At 64.8% G+C, this 16,637-nt stretch carries 15 protein-coding genes; 6 read left to right on the top strand and 9 right to left on the bottom strand.

Going from position 1 to position 16,637, the window contains the following annotated elements:
* Positions 1 to 24 precede the first annotated feature (24 nt).
* The 5 genes from ACTIFK_RS01495 to ACTIFK_RS01475 form a co-directional block, all read right to left on the bottom strand.
* Positions 25 to 2,154 carry a family 2A encapsulin nanocompartment cargo protein cysteine desulfurase gene (locus ACTIFK_RS01495; RefSeq protein ID WP_439541265.1) on the bottom strand — a complete coding sequence of 710 codons (2,130 nt, stop codon included), beginning with the start codon at positions 2,152 to 2,154 and terminating at the stop codon, positions 25 to 27.
* Entirely contained in the window at positions 2,141 to 3,052 is a 912-nt protein-coding gene (locus ACTIFK_RS01490) for a family 2A encapsulin nanocompartment shell protein (RefSeq protein WP_439541264.1), read from the bottom strand. Before ACTIFK_RS01490 ends, ACTIFK_RS01495 begins: the two co-directional genes overlap by 14 nt.
* Before the next feature lie 93 nt (positions 3,053 to 3,145).
* Complete coding sequence (gene epsC / locus ACTIFK_RS01485; protein ID WP_439541263.1) at positions 3,146 to 4,060, bottom strand: serine O-acetyltransferase EpsC; 915 nt, start codon at positions 4,058 to 4,060, stop codon at positions 3,146 to 3,148.
* 167 nt (positions 4,061 to 4,227) lie between these two features.
* Positions 4,228 to 5,238, bottom strand: a complete 1,011-nt coding sequence (locus tag ACTIFK_RS01480; RefSeq protein WP_439541262.1) for a sulfate ABC transporter substrate-binding protein — start codon at positions 5,236 to 5,238, stop codon at positions 4,228 to 4,230.
* A 215-nt stretch (positions 5,239 to 5,453) separates the two neighbouring features.
* Positions 5,454 to 5,660: a hypothetical protein gene (locus ACTIFK_RS01475; RefSeq protein ID WP_439541261.1), complete on the bottom strand. Its 207-nt coding sequence runs from the start codon at positions 5,658 to 5,660 to the stop codon at positions 5,454 to 5,456.
* A gap of 699 nt (positions 5,661 to 6,359) precedes the next feature.
* Here ACTIFK_RS01475 and ACTIFK_RS01470 point away from each other — a divergent pair.
* Positions 6,360 to 8,060 (top strand): sensor histidine kinase, encoded by a 1,701-nt coding sequence (locus ACTIFK_RS01470; RefSeq protein WP_439541260.1) that lies wholly within the window; start codon positions 6,360 to 6,362, stop codon positions 8,058 to 8,060.
* A 109-nt stretch (positions 8,061 to 8,169) separates the two neighbouring features.
* On the opposite strand, the gene ACTIFK_RS01465 is transcribed toward ACTIFK_RS01470, so the two are convergent.
* Positions 8,170 to 8,835 (bottom strand): extensin-like domain-containing protein, encoded by a 666-nt coding sequence (locus ACTIFK_RS01465; RefSeq protein WP_439541259.1) that lies wholly within the window; start codon positions 8,833 to 8,835, stop codon positions 8,170 to 8,172.
* A gap of 514 nt (positions 8,836 to 9,349) precedes the next feature.
* Entirely contained in the window at positions 9,350 to 10,135 is a 786-nt protein-coding gene (locus tag ACTIFK_RS01460; protein WP_439541258.1) for an alpha/beta fold hydrolase, read from the bottom strand.
* Positions 10,136 to 10,295: 160 nt separating this feature from the next.
* Between ACTIFK_RS01460 and ACTIFK_RS01455 the strand changes: the two genes are divergently transcribed.
* Together ACTIFK_RS01455 and ACTIFK_RS01450 are read left to right on the top strand one after the other, a co-directional pair.
* Entirely contained in the window at positions 10,296 to 10,553 is a 258-nt protein-coding gene (locus ACTIFK_RS01455) for a zinc-finger domain-containing protein (RefSeq protein WP_439541257.1), read from the top strand.
* A gap of 18 nt (positions 10,554 to 10,571) precedes the next feature.
* Positions 10,572 to 11,798 (top strand): FAD-dependent monooxygenase, encoded by a 1,227-nt coding sequence (locus tag ACTIFK_RS01450; protein WP_439541256.1) that lies wholly within the window; start codon positions 10,572 to 10,574, stop codon positions 11,796 to 11,798.
* Between the two features lie 19 nt (positions 11,799 to 11,817).
* Here the strand turns inward: ACTIFK_RS01450 and ACTIFK_RS01445 are convergent, their stop codons facing one another.
* Positions 11,818 to 13,314, bottom strand: a complete 1,497-nt coding sequence (locus ACTIFK_RS01445; protein ID WP_439541255.1) for a di-heme oxidoreductase family protein — start codon at positions 13,312 to 13,314, stop codon at positions 11,818 to 11,820.
* A gap of 149 nt (positions 13,315 to 13,463) precedes the next feature.
* Positions 13,464 to 14,747, bottom strand: a complete 1,284-nt coding sequence (locus ACTIFK_RS01440) for an imelysin family protein (RefSeq protein ID WP_439541254.1) — start codon at positions 14,745 to 14,747, stop codon at positions 13,464 to 13,466.
* Between the two features lie 167 nt (positions 14,748 to 14,914).
* Between ACTIFK_RS01440 and ACTIFK_RS01435 the strand changes: the two genes are divergently transcribed.
* From ACTIFK_RS01435 to ACTIFK_RS01425, 3 genes are all read left to right on the top strand, one after another.
* Entirely contained in the window at positions 14,915 to 15,412 is a 498-nt protein-coding gene (locus ACTIFK_RS01435; RefSeq protein WP_439541253.1) for an RrF2 family transcriptional regulator, read from the top strand.
* Between the two features lie 305 nt (positions 15,413 to 15,717).
* A complete protein-coding gene (locus ACTIFK_RS01430) occupies positions 15,718 to 16,239 on the top strand; it encodes a hypothetical protein (protein ID WP_439541252.1) in 522 nt (173 codons plus the stop codon).
* 18 nt (positions 16,240 to 16,257) lie between these two features.
* A complete protein-coding gene (locus tag ACTIFK_RS01425; RefSeq protein ID WP_439541251.1) occupies positions 16,258 to 16,566 on the top strand; it encodes a (2Fe-2S)-binding protein in 309 nt (102 codons plus the stop codon).
* Positions 16,567 to 16,637: the final 71 nt, after the last annotated feature.

The following is a 16,637-nucleotide window of genomic DNA, read 5'->3' as shown; positions in this document are numbered from 1 at the left end:
CGTCGCTTCGTATTTTTTATGCTGTCAGAGGTGCGAATGCCCGCTCTGGCGCTGGATGTCGGCGAGCGCCTCGACCAGCAGGTCGATCTCCCCGCAGGTGTTGTAGAACGCGAACGAGGGCCGCACCGTCGTCTCCTGCCCGAAGCGGCGCAGGATCGGCTGGGCGCAGTGATGCCCCGACCGGACGGCGATGCCATACTGGTTGAGCCGCGACCCGACTTCCTCGCTCGGCACGCCCTTCAATACGAGCGAAATGACGCCCGCCTTTTCCGGCGCCGTGCCGATGATCCGGATCCCCGGAACATCGCTCAACAGCCGCTGGGTCGCATACGTGAGCAGCCCGTGCTCGTAGTGCGAGATGTTTTCGAGGCCGATGCGCTCGACATAGTCGATCGCCGCGCCGAGCCCAACCGCATCCGCGATATTGCCCGTGCCGGCTTCGAAGCGGTTCGGAGCCTTGTGGAAGATGCTCCGTTCCAGCGTCACGTCCTGGATCATGTTGCCGCCGGTCTGGTAGGGCGGCAGGCTGTCGAGCAGATCTTGCTTGCCCCACAGCACGCCGATGCCGGTCGGCCCGAACAGCTTGTGGCCGGAGAACACGAAGAAGTCCGCGCCGAGATCCTGCACGTCTACCTTCATGTGCGAGACCGATTGCGCCCCATCGACGAGCACGCGCGCGCCGACACGTTTCGCCATCTCCACCATTTGCTTGGCGGGCGTGACGGTCCCGAGGGCGTTCGAGACCTGCGTGAACGAGACCAGCTTCGTGCGGCTGTTGAGCAGCTTCGCGTATTCGTCGAGCAGCACCGCGCCGCTATCGTCGACGGGCGCCACGCGCAGCTTTGCACCCTTGGCGAGCGCAAGCTGCTGCCAGGGAACGATGTTGGCGTGATGCTCGAGATGCGTGATGACGATCTCATCGCCCGCAGCGACATGCTGCAAGCCGAACGTGGCTGCGACAAGGTTAATGGACTCGGTCGTGCCACGCGTGAAGATGATCTCGTTGATCGACGGCGCATTGATGAAGCGCTGGATTTTCTGCCGCGCTCCTTCATAGGCGTCCGTCGACCGAGCGGCGAGTTCATGCGCCGCACGGTGAATGTTCGAGTTCTCGTGTTTGTAGAAATGCGCCAGCCGGTCGATGACCGCCTGCGGCTTTTGCGTGGTGGCCGCATTGTCGAGCCACACCAGCGGGCGGCCGTTGACGTGCTCGCTGAGGATCGGGAAGTCGCGGCGGATTGCGTTGACGTCGAACGGCGGATGGGCCGAGGCGAACTCGGAGTGAATGCCAGGACCGCTCGCGCCCGGAACGCCGATACCGCCCGCGCCACCGTAGGGATTGCCGCCGCCGTTGTTGTTGAGGAAATACAGCGGCGACGCAGCGCCGTTTGTCGGGTCGGACGAACGGCTTTCGCCGTCGATCTCGCCGAGCAGCGCCTTGAGATCTGCATCGTACGGCAGCGGAATGGGAGACGCCGCCGCGCTCTTGTTCGTCCCCGCCGACGGCGGAGTCGAGAGCGGGACATCCGACACGAGAACCATGTCGTGGTGGGCTGGCTGTTCGACAGCCGGACCGCCGCCGAGCAGCGCCTTGAGCTCCGCCTCGAACGGAAGCGGGATCGCGAACAGCCCGGGCGTTGTCCCCTGCGACGACGGCGACGTGAGCGGGACGTCCGGAACCAGCACCTGCGGCGGTGCCGTCACGGGAATGCTGGGTGCCGCAGGCGAGAGTCCAGCGGGCAATCCAGGTGCCGAGAAAGCCTCGTTCGCGAGCCTCGCGAGCGACGCTTCGTTCGGCACTCCATAAGTCGGGTTCACGCCTTGAGGCGAAAACCCGAGCCCGCCAAGCGACGGCGTAAACCGCGTCGGGTCGGCAGCGCTGGGGACATCGGGCGTCAGTCCCTGAGGCGTCGCCACGGGTGGAACGCCCGGCAGAAAGCCTGCGGGCGAGCCGGGCGGCGCTGCGAAAAACTGGTTCGCAAGCCGCGTCAGCGACGCCTCGTCTGGCAGCCCAGAGCCCGGCAGCCCGGAAGTCGGACTAAGCCCTTGCGGACTTAGCCCTGCGCCGCCGAGCGACGGGTTGACCCGCGTCGGCTCCGGCAGCGGGCCCGTCAGCGGACTGGGGCCCGGGTTGGGGTAGTCACTTGTACTCATGATACTTGCCCACATCGACGCCCTCGAGCACACCGAGCGAGTCTTCGGTCAACACGGCGAGCGAGCAGTAGAGCGAGACGAGGTACGAGGCGATGGCCTTGTGGTTGATGCCCATGAAGCGCACCGAGAGGCCCTTGCTCTGCTCGCCGGGCAGGCCCGGCTGGTAGAGGCCGACGACGCCCTGCTTCGATTCACCCGTGCGGATGAGAAGAATGTTCGTCTTGCCGGCTTTGATCTCGATCTTGTCGGAGGGGATCAGCGGAATGCCTCGCCAGGTGAGGAACGGCGAGCCGAACAGATTGATCGTCGGCGGCGGCACGCCGCGGCGGGTGCATTCGCGGCCGAAGGCGGCGATGGCGAGCGGATGGGCAAGGAAGAACGCGGGCTCTTTCCAGACGCGCGAAATCAACTCATCGAGGTCGTCCGGCGTCGGCGCGCCCGTGCGCGTCTTGATCTTCTGCGAAGCGGCTGCGCTTGCGAGCAGGCCGTACTCCTTGTTGTTGATGAGCTCGCTCTCCTGCCGCTCCTTGATGATCTCGATGGTCAGGCGCAGTTGCTCTTTGATCTGGTTGTGCGGCACCGAGTAGAGGTCCGAAACACGCGTATGGATATCCAGCACCGTGTTGACCGCCGAGAGCATGTACTCGCGCGGATTGTCGACGTAGTCGACGTAGGTGTTCGGCAGGGCGCGCTCGTCGCGCAGCGAGCAGGCGACCTCGACGCTGTCCTCGTCCTTCACGCGGTTGACGCGATAGATGCCCGCTTCGACCGGCACCCAGTTGAGGAAATGCACGAGCCACCGCGGGGTGATGCTCGACATCTGCGGAACGGTCTTGGTCGCATTCGCAAGTTGCCTCGCGGCGACATCGCCTAACGCTGTTTGAGCTTCGTCTGCCATAGTGTCCTCTTGATCTGTTATATTGGAGAATAAAATACCCCGAATTCACGCATCAACGAATTGCGCATTCCGGTTCTGCCGTCAAGAAAAGATTTATATTCCTGCGCCGCCGTCGAACACGTCGCTGCGGGCCTGCGCTTGCACGATGTTGCTTCCCGGGGGCACGCTGCGCGTCAGCCAGACGTTGCCGCCGATGACGGATCCTCGCCCGATGGTGACGCGGCCGAGAATTGTCGCGCCGGCGTAGATCACGACGTCGTCCTGGACGATCGGATGGCGCGGAAGTCCTTTCACCAGCGCCCCGTTGTCATCGACCGAGAAGCGCTTCGCTCCGAGCGTGACCGCCTGGTAGAGCCGCACGCGCTCGCCGATCACCGCCGTTTCGCCGATCACGACGCCGGTGCCGTGGTCGATGAAGAAGCTGCCGCCGATTTCCGCTCCGGGATGAATGTCGATGCCCGTCGCCGAATGCGCATGCTCGGCCACGATGCGCGCGATGATCGGCAGGTCGAGCTTGTAGAGCGCGTGCGCGAGCCGGTGATGGATGATGGCTTTGGTGCCGGGATAGCTGAGCAGAACCTCGTCGAGGCTCTTGGCGGACGGATCGCCGTCGTAGGCCGCGCGCACGTCGCTGTAGAGAACTTCGAGGATGCCCGGCAGCCGCTCCGCGAACTCCTGGACGATGGAGCGTGATGTCTGCTCGGCATCGACGATGCCTTCGGCAGCGAGCGAGGCCGTGAAGGCAAGCTCGCGAATGACCTGCGCCTGCAAGCCCTCGAGCGCTTGGCTCAGCGTGTGTCCCACGAAATAGTCGAGCGCCCCGTTGCTGTCGGCCCGCGCGCCGCCGTAACGGCGCGGAAACAGCGTGCTCGTGAGGCCCGAGATGGCCGTCTCGATGTGGCGCGGCGAGGGCAGGTCGAGCACGCGTCCGGATTTGTCGGCGGTGCGGGCGAGCGTGCCGCGCGCCGCCTTGAGCGCGCTGACGACGCCTTCGATGTGGAATGTCACGAGCGGGCTGGCCCCTGGCTGAAACACGAGAGAGTGGTGTCCAGGATGTTAGAAATGGCGTCTCCGCAGCAGAACCAAGAAGAAGTGCTAAGCAAATTCGAAAATGAAAAAGCCCGGCCGCGCGGGATGCGGGCCGGGCTCTCTACAAAGGGAATGTGCGGTCCCGATCAGTTGCTCTTCGTCGTCGTGATCTGATCGTACACGCCGCCGTCGGCGAAGTGCTCCTTCTGCGCTTCAGCCCAGCCGGCGAAATGCTGCTCGAGCTTGAACGTCTTGATCGCCGGGAAGTGCGCGGCGTTGGCCTTCAGGACCGCTTCGTCACGCGGACGGAAGTGATGTTTGGCGATGATCGCCTGGGCGTCCGGCGAGAACAGGAAGTCGAGATACGCTTTGGCCGCTTCGCCCGAGTTGCGCTTCTTCGTCACGATGTCGTTGATCGCAACCGGCGGCGCGGCTTCGATGCTCAGCGACGGATAGACCACGTCGAACTTGTCGCCGAATTCGGCCGCCACCAGGGCCACCTCGTTCTCGAACGTCACCAGCGCATCGCCGATGTCGCGCTGCGTGAACGTGGTCGTGGCGCCGCGTCCCCCGCCGTCGAACACCGGCACGTTTCCGAACAGCTTGGCGACGAAGGCGCGCGCCTTTTCGGGTGATTTCTCGGTCTCGAGCGCGTAGCCCCAAGCCGCGAGATAGGTGTAGCGGCCGTTGCCCGAGGTCTTGGGATTGGGGATGACGACCGAAATGCCCTCCTTCGCGAGGTCGGACCAGTCCTTGATGCCTTTCGGATTGCCCTTGCGCACCAGGAATACGCTCGTCGTCGTGTACGGAGCCGCGTCATGCGGGAATTTGGTTTTCCAATCCGCGGCAATCACATTCTTGCTCGCGAGAAAGTCGAGATCGGTCGGCTGGTTCAGCGTCACAACGTCCGCTTCGAGACCCTGCGAAACCGAGAGCGCCTGCTTGGTGGAGCCGCCGTGCGATTGATTGACTGTGATGTCGGCGCCCTTCTGCTTCTTCCAGAACGCGGAGAAGGCCGGATTGATCTCTTTGTAGAGCTCCCGCGAGACGTCGTACGACGCGTTGAGGAGAGTGTCTTCCGCCTGCGCGGGAAGCGGCAGTAGGGCGGCGGCAAGCCCGAGGCCAAGGCCAGCGAGCAGGGAACGGGACGGAGACATCGAATGAGCCTTTCTTGGACGAAACGGAAATTGGAAAAATGGGCCGGCCCGCGGAAGCAAGCCGGCCCGAGGATGAACCGCAGCCAATGAGAGCCGGGGTCCAGGGAGGTCGCACATCAGGAGAAGGGTCGTCGTAAAGCGGGTGTGTGAAGTCGGTGAGGTCTTCGAAGTGTTTCAGCCCGGCCGGCGTAGCAAGCGGCCGGCCGGGCCTCTAATCAAGCTGCCCGGGCTTTCTGCTTCGGTGCGCGCCCGAACTGAGCCAAAGCGGCCCGCTCGGCATCGCGCGGAGCACTGAAGATCTTGCCGTCGAGCGGATAGTAGCGCGGCGCCGAAGCGTGGAAGCGGAAGCTCTTCTCGCTTTCCTGGCGAACAACGATGCCGGCAGTCTCATCGGCAACTTCGATAATGTAGGCGTCTGACATAGAGTGTCCTTTCCCGTCGTCGGCGGGCTAACTCGCAAAGGGTGTGAAGGGTTGCAGCGGGCCTAGGCCCGCGGATTTACGGTCAACAACACCGGCACGAACAGCGGGACACGGGGAGGCGAAGGCCGGGCTCGCAAGCCACGGCGAAAGTTGAGGCGGGGCGGAGCCCGTTGGGATGAGTCGCGGAGGTCATGGTTGCTCCTTAGCGTTTGGTTACGCGGCGCAAGTGAACTGGAAATCACCGCGGCAATGGCAAGATTGCGCTTGCAGGACCATGAAGCCTCGAATGGGCCGGAGGGTCAAATAACAAGAATTGCAAAGCATAGAACGGGGCATGCAACGAGGTGGCTGTCGCGCGCTGGCTCGGCCGGGATGGCCGAAAACGCGCGTCTGTTCAACGGCGGAACTTTTTTCCGATGTTGCGCGTCTACATGCGGGATGTCGCGTCAACTTCCGCAAATGAACAGTCGAGAACGCCTCGCAACCGATGCAACCGCGTCCTGAGCCCCTTCGTTTGGACGCCGTGCGCGGAGCGTGCTACTAAGTCGTAAGTCATTGTATGCGGCTGGTGATCCGCCTATGCGCGGTGCGGCAGGATCGTAATGCGACGGGCACTGGCCTGAAAGCAACGTGGCCTGAAAGCAACGTGGCCTGAGAGCGACGTGACGTGAGAACGACGTGAGGAGGGCACGGCCCGGAATGGAACGCCCTTTGTCGATCCGCCCACCCTGGCCGGTCTCCTTCCTGTTGGCACTTTCGATTGTCGCGTTGGCGGTCCCTCTGCTCGCATTCCTCGGTATGGAAGCCTCGCGCCTGGCGTCGTCGGAGCGTGCGCGTCTGTTCGGCGAGGTTCGCGTTGGTGCCGAGCGCATTGCTGCCGATGTGGATCAGACCTTGAACGGCTACATCGCGATCCTCGAAACGCTGGCCACGACGCCGGCGCTGACAGAGGGCGACTTCGCGACCGTCTACCGTCAGGCGCAAGCCGCCTTGGGCTCGCGCGGCCTCTATGCCTTCTTGCGCGACCTCGACGGCCAGCAGCTTTTCAACACGCGCGTGCCGTTCGGCGCTCCGCTGCCGAAAACGCAGGGCTTCGATGTCGAAGTCGCGCACATGACGCGTCCGCATATCTCCGATGTCGTGATCGGAGCCGTGGCCAACCGCCCCGTGATGGCCGCCAGCGTACCGGTGCTGAGCAACGGCAAGATGCGCTACGTGCTCTCGCTGTCGCTGGAGCCGGCGTTGATGAAGGACCTGCTCGACCGTCAGCAGTTGCCGGCCGAATGGCGCGCCACCGTGGCCGATAGCAACGGCGTGATGATCGCGCGATCGCGCCTTCACGACGAGAACGTCGGCAAGAAGATGAGGGCGCTCGAGGGCATCGCCGGCAGCAAGGTCGATGTGTCGAGCGCCGATCTCGAAGGCCGCACCGTGAAATGGGGAACGGCCGCCTCGCGCGTCGCGGCATGGAACATTTACGTCTCCGTGCCCTCCGCGACCGTGGAGGACGCAGCCCGCAATGCGCTTCTCAACTACGTCTTGATCGTCGCCGTGTTCACCTGCGTCGGCATTGCCGGCGCCGTCGGCATTGCGCGTGTCATATCCGTGCCGCTCAATCTCGCGGAGAAGGCCGCGAAGGCGCTCGGCGAAGGCCGTGCCGTCACGTTTGAGCCCACGGTCGTCGCCGAGGCCAACGCCGTTGGCGACGCGCTTGTCGAAGCAGCGCGCCTGCGCGAACAGGCGGAACAGCAGATCATGCTGCTGATGCGCGAGGTCAATCACCGCTCCAAGAACATGCTCGCCGTCGTGCAGGCGATCGCGCGCCAGATGCCGGTCACGGATCCGAAGCAGTTCGTGCGGCAGTTCTCGGACCGCATCGTGGGCCTCGCCGCGAGCCAGGACCTGCTGATCGAAAGCAATTGGCAGGGCGTGCGCGTGGCCGACCTCGTGCGCTCCCAGCTTGCGCTCTTCCGCGAACTCATCGGCACCCGCATCGAGATCCACGGTCCGCCCGTCCGCCTCCAGCCGCCCGCCGCCCAGGCGATCGGCATGGCGCTGCACGAGCTGACCACCAACGCGAGCAAATACGGTGCGCTCTCCGACGAGAACGGATGCGTGCGCGTCGCCTGGAGCATGGAAGGCGAGGGCGATGCCCGCGAGTTTCTATTGTCCTGGGAGGAGAGTGACGGCCCCGAAGTAAAGCCGCCCGAGCGGCGCGGCTTCGGCTACACGATCATGGTTGCCATGGTCGAAAAATCGCTCGATGCGACCGTCGTTGCGGACTACGCGCCGACCGGCCTCGTCTGGAAGGTACGCGCGCCGGGGCGTTGCACGTACGAAGGGCCGGAAACCGCCGGCCGGGCGGCCAAGCGCAAGAAGCCGAAGGACGCGAGCGCCTGAGCGCCGTGGGAACCTGAGCGTCGCGGGAACAAGCGCCAGAGCATCACGGACCTGAGCGCAACGGGAGTGCGTTCGCTCCCGCCAACGGGTAAGCGGTCTGACTGTCCCGCTATTTGCAGATGCCCTTCAGGCCATCGCGGCCATGGCGCGCCAGATCGACATGGAAATGGTCGTGATGGGCACGGTCGTGATCCGGGCTGAGTACGGTCGTGAACTGCTCGCAAGCGCCGCGCCGAGCTGCGCGCAGAAACGCTTGCTCGTCCTCGGCGCCGTTCCATCCGCGCGAGAGCGTGACCTTGCGCCCGCTCGCCAGCGTGAATCCCGACACGTCGAGCGCGTTGGCGTAGCCGTGCTCGGAGAGCTTGGCGCCCGACACGTTGTTCATCGGCCGGCACGAATAGGACGCGGCCACAGAGACCTCGACCAGGTCCGACCCGAGATAATAGCGGGCCGCGGGCGCCACGCTTTCGCGGATCCACCGTTCGACCTGCGGGATCATGGGACAGCGCAGCATTGCCGCGGGTTTCAGGCGGATCCGCCCGTCATCGACGGCGGACAGCTCGAACGGCCGCTCCGTGCCGCAGACGCTGGGGCCACCGAGAGCAGACCGGCTTTTGATGAAAGTGGTGCGGGCGAGCACGCCCGAGGACAGGCACGAGTTCTCTTCCTTCGCCCGCCATGGCTCATACTTGGCGACGAACTCCGGACCCGAACTGCAACCGGAAAGCAGAGCGGTCGCAAGGACCGGCAAGGCGAGAACGCGACTGAAACGCATGACGTCGGAACGCTACACCGATTAAGCCTAACGAACGGTGAAGGTCCCATCCTCCGAGACACAACGTGTGCCCCACTTTTCGGGCTCTTTGCGGTCGGGCTTGCGGCGCGCGTGGGGCTGCCGGGCGACATTTTGCGGACGGGCTCGACGGGGATGTTATCCACAGGCTGGACGCGCGAATAAGAATCCGTGGTCAAACAATCTGGAGTCTCTGCTACAATGCGAAGGCCCGGTTGTGAGGCGCCGCTTGGATCTCCACCCCTCCCTCTCAGAGGTTTGCGAGGTCCGCAAACGGGCACTGTATGCGTTGGGCGCCAGACCTTCTCTTCGTGCGTCGAGGCCCCGGCCCGTTGATAGTTTTGCTCGCTCGGCATCCCCCACGATGTTCCCTCGACGAGCAACGGCTATCGCGCCGGGGCCTTGTGACTCCCGTGTCACTCCAAGACGTGCCGTGGCTCTTTTTTGGCGCGAGGGAAGCTTGCGAGGCACGCGGGAAGCGTGCGGACGGCTCCGCTCAAAACTTATGGCGCGCGAGGAAATCCAAAGCCGCAGCCTTGAAGCTGCGGTCGCCGACGGCCTTCATGTGCTCGCGCCCGGCGATGACGAACGCTTCTGCGCCCGGAATGAGCGCGGCGAGCGCCGGAGCCGGACCGCCCACCACATCGTTGTCGCCGACCGCCACCAGCACCGGAGCCGCAAGGCTCCCGACGGCCTCGGCCGTGATCGGTGCCCGCGCCGAACGGATGCACGCCGCCAGCGCCTTGAGATCGCTCTTGGTCTGCTCCGCGAAGACCCGAAAAGTCCGCGCGGCCTGGTTCTTGACGTCGTCGACGCTGGGCGCCTCCAGCGCATGCGCAATGGGTCCCGTTCCGGCCATGCCGCGCACCATGTTGATGCCGAGGCCGCCGAAAATCAGCGACTGCACGCGGTCGGGGTGCGCGAGCGCGAGAAAGGCCGCGATTCGCGCTCCCATCGAGTAGCCGATGACATGCGCCTTCGCGATTCCGAGATGATCCAGCAGGCGGCGCGCGTCCTCGGCCATGAGCGGCGCGCCATAGTCGTCGAGCTGATAGAGCTTTTCGCTTTGGCCATGACCGCGATTGTCGAACGCGACGACGCGGTACCCGGCCTCCGCCAGCTCCTCCACCCAGCCCGTCGGAACCCAGTTGGTCGCGACGTTGGACGCGAACCCGTGGATCAGCAGCACCGGCTCGGCATCCGGCCCTGCCGGCACGTCGAGATAGGCGATCTCGACACCGTCCGACGAGAAGCGATCCATCTGTGGCAACTGAAGTGTCATGCGAAGCCCTCTTGCGGTCCAGACTGGGTAGCAGCGTGCGCCGGCCGCAGCAAATAGGTCTGGTTGACTGTCCCGGTTAACGTGCGTTCCGCGCTAGGAATTCGCCCCTCGCGCCGCTATGCTCCGTCGCATCGAAAACCGTCGCGAGACCTCCGATCCCATGGCCAAGAGCGCAACCCCGCATTTCGCAAACGATCTCGGCGCCGAGAAGATCTTCGTCGGCGTCAGGGAATTGCAGTGCATGGGCGCCCGCGCCCCCTTCGATCACCCGCACGTGTTCCTCGACATGGGCGCCGACAGCCAGATTCTGTGCCCGTATTGCTCGACGCTCTTTGTTCACGATCCCCGCCTCACCGAAGGCGAAAGCGATCCCCGGGATTGCCTGGTGTCGGGTGTGGCGGGCGGCGTGACGGCCTGAGCACGTTTGAGGGCGGTCATGACGTCTGAGCCGCTCGATCAGCTCGAAACGCGCGACGCCGCTGCGCTCGACGGCGTCTTGATCGCCGGTGGTGGCATCGGCGGCCTCGCCACCGCGCTCGCGCTGTCGAAGCGGGGCATTGCATCCACCGTGCTCGAACGGCGATGGGTTTTCGGCGACGACGGCGCCGGCATCCAGATCGGCCCCAACGGAACCCGCATCCTCGAACAACTCGGCGCCGCGCCGTTTCTGCGCGCCCGCGCCATGACGCCGGATGCCCTTCGCGTGCTCGACGCCGCCAACGCGAGCGAACTTGCCACGTTCCCGCTCGGCCGCTGGATGGCCAGCCGGCACGGAGCGCCGTATTGGGTAGCGCATCGCCGCGACGTCCACTCGGCCCTTTATTCGGCCGCCGAGCGCGAGCCGCTCATCACGATCAAGATGGGCTTCGGCGTCGGCGTCGTGAGGGACAAGGAGAAGCGCGTTTTTGCGCAAGGTCCGGACGGCGAACTCGTGAGTGGCGAAGCGCTCATCGCCGCCGACGGAGCCTGGTCCGCGTTGCGCCTGCGCACGTTCGGCGGCGGGCTTCCGAATTTCACGGGCAAGACGGCCGCGCGCACGGTCATTCCCATCGACGATGTGCCTGAGGCCCTGCACCGGACGGAGGTCCATCTCTGGCTCGGCCCGGATGTTCACGTCGTCCACTATCCGGTCAGCTCAGGGCACGCGGTGGCGATCGTCGCCATTTTCAATGACACGCGCATCGCCAACGACTGGAGCACGCCGCGCGACCGGTCCTGGATCGCCGCGCGAACGCAGGGTTTTGCGCCGCCGCTCCGGGATTTGCTGGCGCGGCCGGAGCAATGGCGGAGCTGGCCGTTGCTGGCGCTCCCTAAGCGTCCGAAATTCGCCGTTGGCCGCACGGCGCTGCTGGGCGACGCCGCCCATCCCGTCCTCCCCTTCCTGGCCCAAGGCGGCGTGATGGCGCTGGAAGATGCCGTGGTCATTGCGAACGCGCTAGCGGCCCACCCCGGCGATCCCGCGCGCGCGTTCAAGTCTTACGAGAAGCAGCGCCGTGCTCGCGTCGGCCGCGTCGCGCGTGCTTCGCGCATGAACGGGCGGATCTATCATCTGGCCGGGCCGCTCGCCGCCGCGCGCAACTACGCGCTTGCCCGCATCACGCCCGAGCGCTTCATGGGCCGTTTCGATTGGCTCTATGGCTGGAAACCGCCCGGAAGCGCGTGACGCTGAAACGACGGACGTCCTACAGCGAATTGACGAACGCCAGCAGCGCCGCACGTTCCTCAGGCGAGAGCGCGGCGTAGGCGTCGCGCGCCGCCTGCGCTTCGCCGCCGTGCCAGAGGATCGCTTCCTCGACATTGCGGGCGCGGCCGTCGTGCAGCAGGAACGTGTGCCCGCTCACAATTTGGGTGAGCCCCACGCCCCACAGCGGCGCGGTGCGCCATTCCCGCCCGTCGGCCAGACCTTCGGGCCGTCCGTCCGCGAGCCCATCGCCCATGTCGTGCAGCAGGAAATCGCTGTACGGCCAGATCAGCTGCTTGCTGAGATGGGGCTGCTCGGGAATGGTCCCGGTCGTATGCGAGGGCTGGTGGCAGGCCGCGCACCCCGCCGCGTGAAACAGCGCCTTGCCTTGGAGAACGGTCGCGTCGCCGGCCCCGCGCCGCGCCGGTACGGCGAGGTTCTGCGAATAGAAGACTACGAGATCGAGCAGTTCCTGCGGCAGCTCGAAGCCACCGGCCTGCTCGGAATTTCCGTTCGGCGCGTTCTGGCACAGCGTCTGAGCCTGCGTGCAGTCGCCGGCCGCCTGTGGCACGAGCGGGTTCGAAAGCCCGATATCTCCTGCCGCCGCCGCGGCGCTCTGGTCCATGACGCTCGGCTCGCCCGCCTTCCAGCCGAAGCGGCCCAGGCGGACGGCTTTGTCTCGCAGCGACCACACCTCGTTGGTCCGTCCCGAAATGCCGTCCTTGTCCGCGTCGCCAGGATCGGCCTTGGCGCGAATGTCCGCCTCGGGGATCGCCTCGACCAGCCCGAGCCCGATCATCGGCGGCGCGATGCGCGGCGACATCATGATCTTCGGATGCAGCGGTCCATAGCCGAGGTTGGTGATCGAATAGGCCGGTTTGCGCAAGACCACCACCTCGCCCCCGGCCAGCGTCACCGGCACGTCGGAATAGGTGATGTGCATATGTCCTTCGCCGGCATGCCCCTGAACCGCGATGTTCTGGAGCTGCCCGCCGTAGACGGGATCGGAAATGCTGAGCACGCGCCGCTCGTCGATCAGGCGCTTTTCCTCCTCGGTCTCCGGAGGAATGGATAGGCGCAGAAACATGGAGACGGCTGTCTCGCCCGGCCAGTTGGCCAGCGGCGGACGCCCCCGCCCGTCCTTGAGATGGCAGTTCTGGCAGCCGCGCGCATTATAGAGCGGCCCCAATCCGTCCGATGCCTTCGTCGACGACGGGGCGGCGACCCACAGCTTGCGGAAAATCGCGTTGCCGACGCTGAACTTCGATTGACCTTCGAAGCCGATTTTGGTCGAGAAATGGGAGAACGCATCCCGGTCCGTCACGCTGTTGCGCGACGTGGCCGCCCCGCCCGGCAGCTCTTCGCCCGCTTCAAGCGTCGCAGGATGATGCGGCGCCTGCGTCGCCGACTGGGCGACGAGCGTCGCCGCGCCCGCCAGCAGCGGCACGAGGGCCGCGAAGGCAGAAAGCGTCAAAGTCGGTCCGAAAGCGCGGCGCATGAGACTTCCGAGCCGATCCTGTTGCAGAGACGTGCCGGGGGCGGATTTCCATACGGCGGGTTTCCATACCATGAACGCCGGTCTGGAAAAGCTGCCCGGTCCAGAGGCCGCAGGCCGGTCTGTAAACGAAACGGCCGCAACCCGGTCCGTCAGTTCCCGCCGCCGCCCACCTTGTCGGGCTGGTCGAGGCTGTCCGACCCTTCGAACTTGATGTCCTTGAGGTTCAGCACGGTGATGGCGCGCTCGAGCTCTTTCGTCTGCGCGACCAGCGCATCGATGCCCGCCTGCACCACGGCATTTCCGTCGGGATTGTTCGGGCCGATCATCTGATCGTAGGCTTCGACGGTCTCGGCGCGCGCGACCATCGCGTCCATTTTCCCAACGGTAAAATCGAGTGCCGCCCGCACGCGCGCGTCGATGTCGGGTGATTTGTCGCGCACCAGATCCGATACGCTCGGCCCCGAAACGGTGCTGCCGTCCGTCCGTGTATAGCGTCCCAGATAGACGTTGCGGATGCCGATCACGTCGCCACGATGCGAATTGTGCGTGTTGTCGGAGAAGCAGTCGTGCTCTTCCTCGGGATCGTGGATGATGAGGCCGAGCTTCATGCGCTCGCCAGCCAGCTCGCCATAGGAGAGGCTGCCGAGCCCGGTAAACGCCGCTGTCAGTCCCGCCTTATCGTCCTTCATGATGAAGCCGCGGGCTTCGCCCTTGGCGCCCCACTGCGCCGTCATCCACGCAAGATCCTCGATCAGCAAATCGGTGGCGGCTGTGAGATAGGCGGCGCGGCGGTCGCAATTTCCGTTCGTGCAGGCTTTGAGATCGTAGTCGGTTGCGGGGCGCTCTCCGGCGCCGGCTTCGGTGCCGTGCAGATCCTGGCCCCACAGCAGGAATTCGATGGCGTGGTAGCCGCTCGCGACATTCGCTTCGACGCCGCCCGCCTCGTGCAACGTATCGCGGATGAGGCCCGGCGTGATTTTCGAGGCGTCGACCGTCTGTCCGCCAATCTTCAAGTGCGGGTTCGCGATCACATCGGCGGCGTAGAATTCGTTCTCCGGATTGTCCCCGCCGTAGGCTTCCGACACGTAATCGATCAGCCCTTCGTCCAGCGGCCAGGAGTTGACCCGCCCTTCCCAGCCGTCGACGACGGGATTGCCAAAACGGAACGCTTCCGTCTGCATGTAGGGCACGCGGGCGGCGATCCAGGCTTTCCGCGCGGCCGCCAGCGTGTCTGCGGTCGGGGTTTTCAGGAGCGTGTCGATCGCCGCCTTGAGCGCGCGCGCGGTCGTGAGGCTATCTCCATACGTGGCCTCGGCAATATTCGAATAATTGACCAGAACGTCCTGCGCCTTGGGGGCTTCGGCCCGGGCGGTGGGCGCCGTCGCAGCCAGCGAGATCGCGGCGAAGGCAAATGCCTTGCGGAACCGGGTCATCGAAACTCCTCGAGGTTGGCAAGCGAGGTCGAACCGTCTAGTCTTATTGACGCATGCAGTCAACAATTGCACTATTCACCACTTTGGAATTAGTCTAGATTGAACGTGATGGTCTGACTATGATGGGACCTGTGGCGAATCCCCACGAACGAAGAGCTGGATAGACAATGCGCTTAAGCAAGACCACGAACTACGCGATACGCATTCTGCTCGACTGCGCGGTGGCGACCCCGAACCTCGTGAAGGTCGCGGAGATCTCCGATCGCCGGGACATCACGCTTCAGAACACCTTCAAGATCGTGCATTTGCTCTCGCGCGCCGGCTTTATCAAGGCCACGCGTGGCCGTCATGGCGGTGTGCAGCTTGCCAAGCCCGCAGCAGACATTCGCATCGGTGACGTCGTCCGCGCGATGGAGCTTCTCAATCTCGAAATCGAACGCCAGGAGAGCGGACATTCGGTCGCGGAAGGCCAGCTCGCCGCGCTCGATCAACTGTTCGACAACGCGCTCGACGCCTTCATCAGCGTTCTCGACGAACACACGCTCGAGCAGATGATCAAGGTCCAGCGTAAGGAAAAGCCCGCTAACACGCGCCGAACCAAGGCCGTAACCGCCGGCAGCGACGTTGCTCGCCGAAGCGCGCCCGCCTCCGCCGATCGCCGCTGAAATTGAAATCCGTACTTTTGAATTCTTCAAAAGAAAGATTTGAACGATTTCAAACAACTAAAGTGATAGTGCTCGCCCTTGACTCGCGAGCTGGAAACAGATTGCTTACGTCCCGTTCAGCCGTTGCGCTGACCGACACCGAAGAATCCTTTTCGGGGCCTTGAACCCCGACAATAGGAAGGCACGTTCGATGGGACTGTTTCTCCACCCTCACGGGGTGACGCACGCATGTCGTGCAGGCGCATTCGCAAGCGCATCTCCGTCTTCATGTTCCGCCGCGGCTTTCCTCGTATTGGAGGCTCGCCATGCGGCGCTCTAGCCTCCACATCCACCCCGCGGTCGCGGCCGACTCCCAGGCGCTGTCCGGCGCACTGGGCGCGGAGCGGTTGATCGGCCTCGGCTTCCGCCATTGGGTCGCCGGCTACAAGTCCGGCGACATCGATCGCTGGGAAGACGCGTGGCGCATCTATTCGCAAGCGCTCGGCCCCAATGCAGCGCGCACGGCCGTTTCCGAACTTTCGGCCTGGGTGCGCGCGGTCAGCGCCGCCGCCCGTCGCGAGATCGAGGTGTCCCCCACGGACTGCGCCCGCTTCTGCCGCGACGAATGCCTTGCCGTCTCGATGATCGCGGCCTGCCAGCACAATACGTGCCCAGCTATGCGCGCCTGCGCGTTCGCACTGATCGAAAGCTCGCTGATCGACGAAGTCGTCCATCACGCCGAAACGTTCGCGCTCACCATGCGCGGTCTCGACCAGGTGTTGTCGCCGGGTCTCATCGTCAATGCCGCCGCGTATGCGTCGCAGGCCCAAGCTTCGGCGCGGCAGTAGGGCGGCAGGAAACAGAACATGATCGTTTGCTCTTGTCAGTCAGTATCGGATTTCGACATCGAGCTTGCTCTGCTCGACATCCTCAACCAGCCGGAAGCCCCGATCCCGACGCCGGGCGTCGTCTACCGGCACATGCAGAAGCGCATGCAGTGCTGCGGCTGCGCCCCGCTCGCCGTCGACGTCATTTACGCCAAGCTCGAAGATCTCGAACGGCGCGGCCTCGTCTGCCCGTATCTCAGCGTCTCGACGCGCGAGCGCCTGTCGCGCATCCAGCTCCAGCTCGGCAAGCAGCCCGTGCCTGCGGGCGACCCCGCCCTCTGCGAGTGACCGTCTCTTACAAGTAAGTAATGCGGCCGGCACGCTGGCGCTTAGCCTCTTCCGCGAAGGGCGCGGCTAGC

Origin of the sequence: Hyphomicrobium sp., assembly GCF_051860585.1 — a bacterium.
Lineage (GTDB): Bacteria > Pseudomonadota > Alphaproteobacteria > Rhizobiales > Hyphomicrobiaceae > Hyphomicrobium_C.
This window is presented reverse-complemented; position numbering and strand designations above follow the sequence as displayed.

Excerpts from the sequence above, each read along its gene's own strand:
- ACTIFK_RS01495 (WP_439541265.1), bottom strand. The coding sequence starts at position 2,154 with ATGAGTACAAGTGACTACCCCAACCCGGGCCCCAGTCCGCTGACGGGC.
- ACTIFK_RS01490 (WP_439541264.1), bottom strand. The coding sequence starts at position 3,052 with ATGGCAGACGAAGCTCAAACAGCGTTAGGCGATGTCGCCGCGAGGCAA.
- ACTIFK_RS01480 (WP_439541262.1), bottom strand. The coding sequence starts at position 5,238 with ATGTCTCCGTCCCGTTCCCTGCTCGCTGGCCTTGGCCTCGGGCTTGCC.
- ACTIFK_RS01475 (WP_439541261.1), bottom strand. The coding sequence starts at position 5,660 with ATGTCAGACGCCTACATTATCGAAGTTGCCGATGAGACTGCCGGCATC.
- ACTIFK_RS01470 (WP_439541260.1), top strand. The coding sequence starts at position 6,360 with ATGGAACGCCCTTTGTCGATCCGCCCACCCTGGCCGGTCTCCTTCCTG.
- ACTIFK_RS01465 (WP_439541259.1), bottom strand. The coding sequence starts at position 8,835 with ATGCGTTTCAGTCGCGTTCTCGCCTTGCCGGTCCTTGCGACCGCTCTG.
- ACTIFK_RS01460 (WP_439541258.1), bottom strand. The coding sequence starts at position 10,135 with ATGACACTTCAGTTGCCACAGATGGATCGCTTCTCGTCGGACGGTGTC.
- ACTIFK_RS01455 (WP_439541257.1), top strand. The coding sequence starts at position 10,296 with ATGGCCAAGAGCGCAACCCCGCATTTCGCAAACGATCTCGGCGCCGAG.
- ACTIFK_RS01450 (WP_439541256.1), top strand. The coding sequence starts at position 10,572 with ATGACGTCTGAGCCGCTCGATCAGCTCGAAACGCGCGACGCCGCTGCG.
- ACTIFK_RS01445 (WP_439541255.1), bottom strand. The coding sequence starts at position 13,314 with ATGCGCCGCGCTTTCGGACCGACTTTGACGCTTTCTGCCTTCGCGGCC.
- ACTIFK_RS01440 (WP_439541254.1), bottom strand. The coding sequence starts at position 14,747 with ATGACCCGGTTCCGCAAGGCATTTGCCTTCGCCGCGATCTCGCTGGCT.
- ACTIFK_RS01435 (WP_439541253.1), top strand. The coding sequence starts at position 14,915 with ATGCGCTTAAGCAAGACCACGAACTACGCGATACGCATTCTGCTCGAC.
- ACTIFK_RS01430 (WP_439541252.1), top strand. The coding sequence starts at position 15,718 with ATGCGGCGCTCTAGCCTCCACATCCACCCCGCGGTCGCGGCCGACTCC.
- ACTIFK_RS01425 (WP_439541251.1), top strand. The coding sequence starts at position 16,258 with ATGATCGTTTGCTCTTGTCAGTCAGTATCGGATTTCGACATCGAGCTT.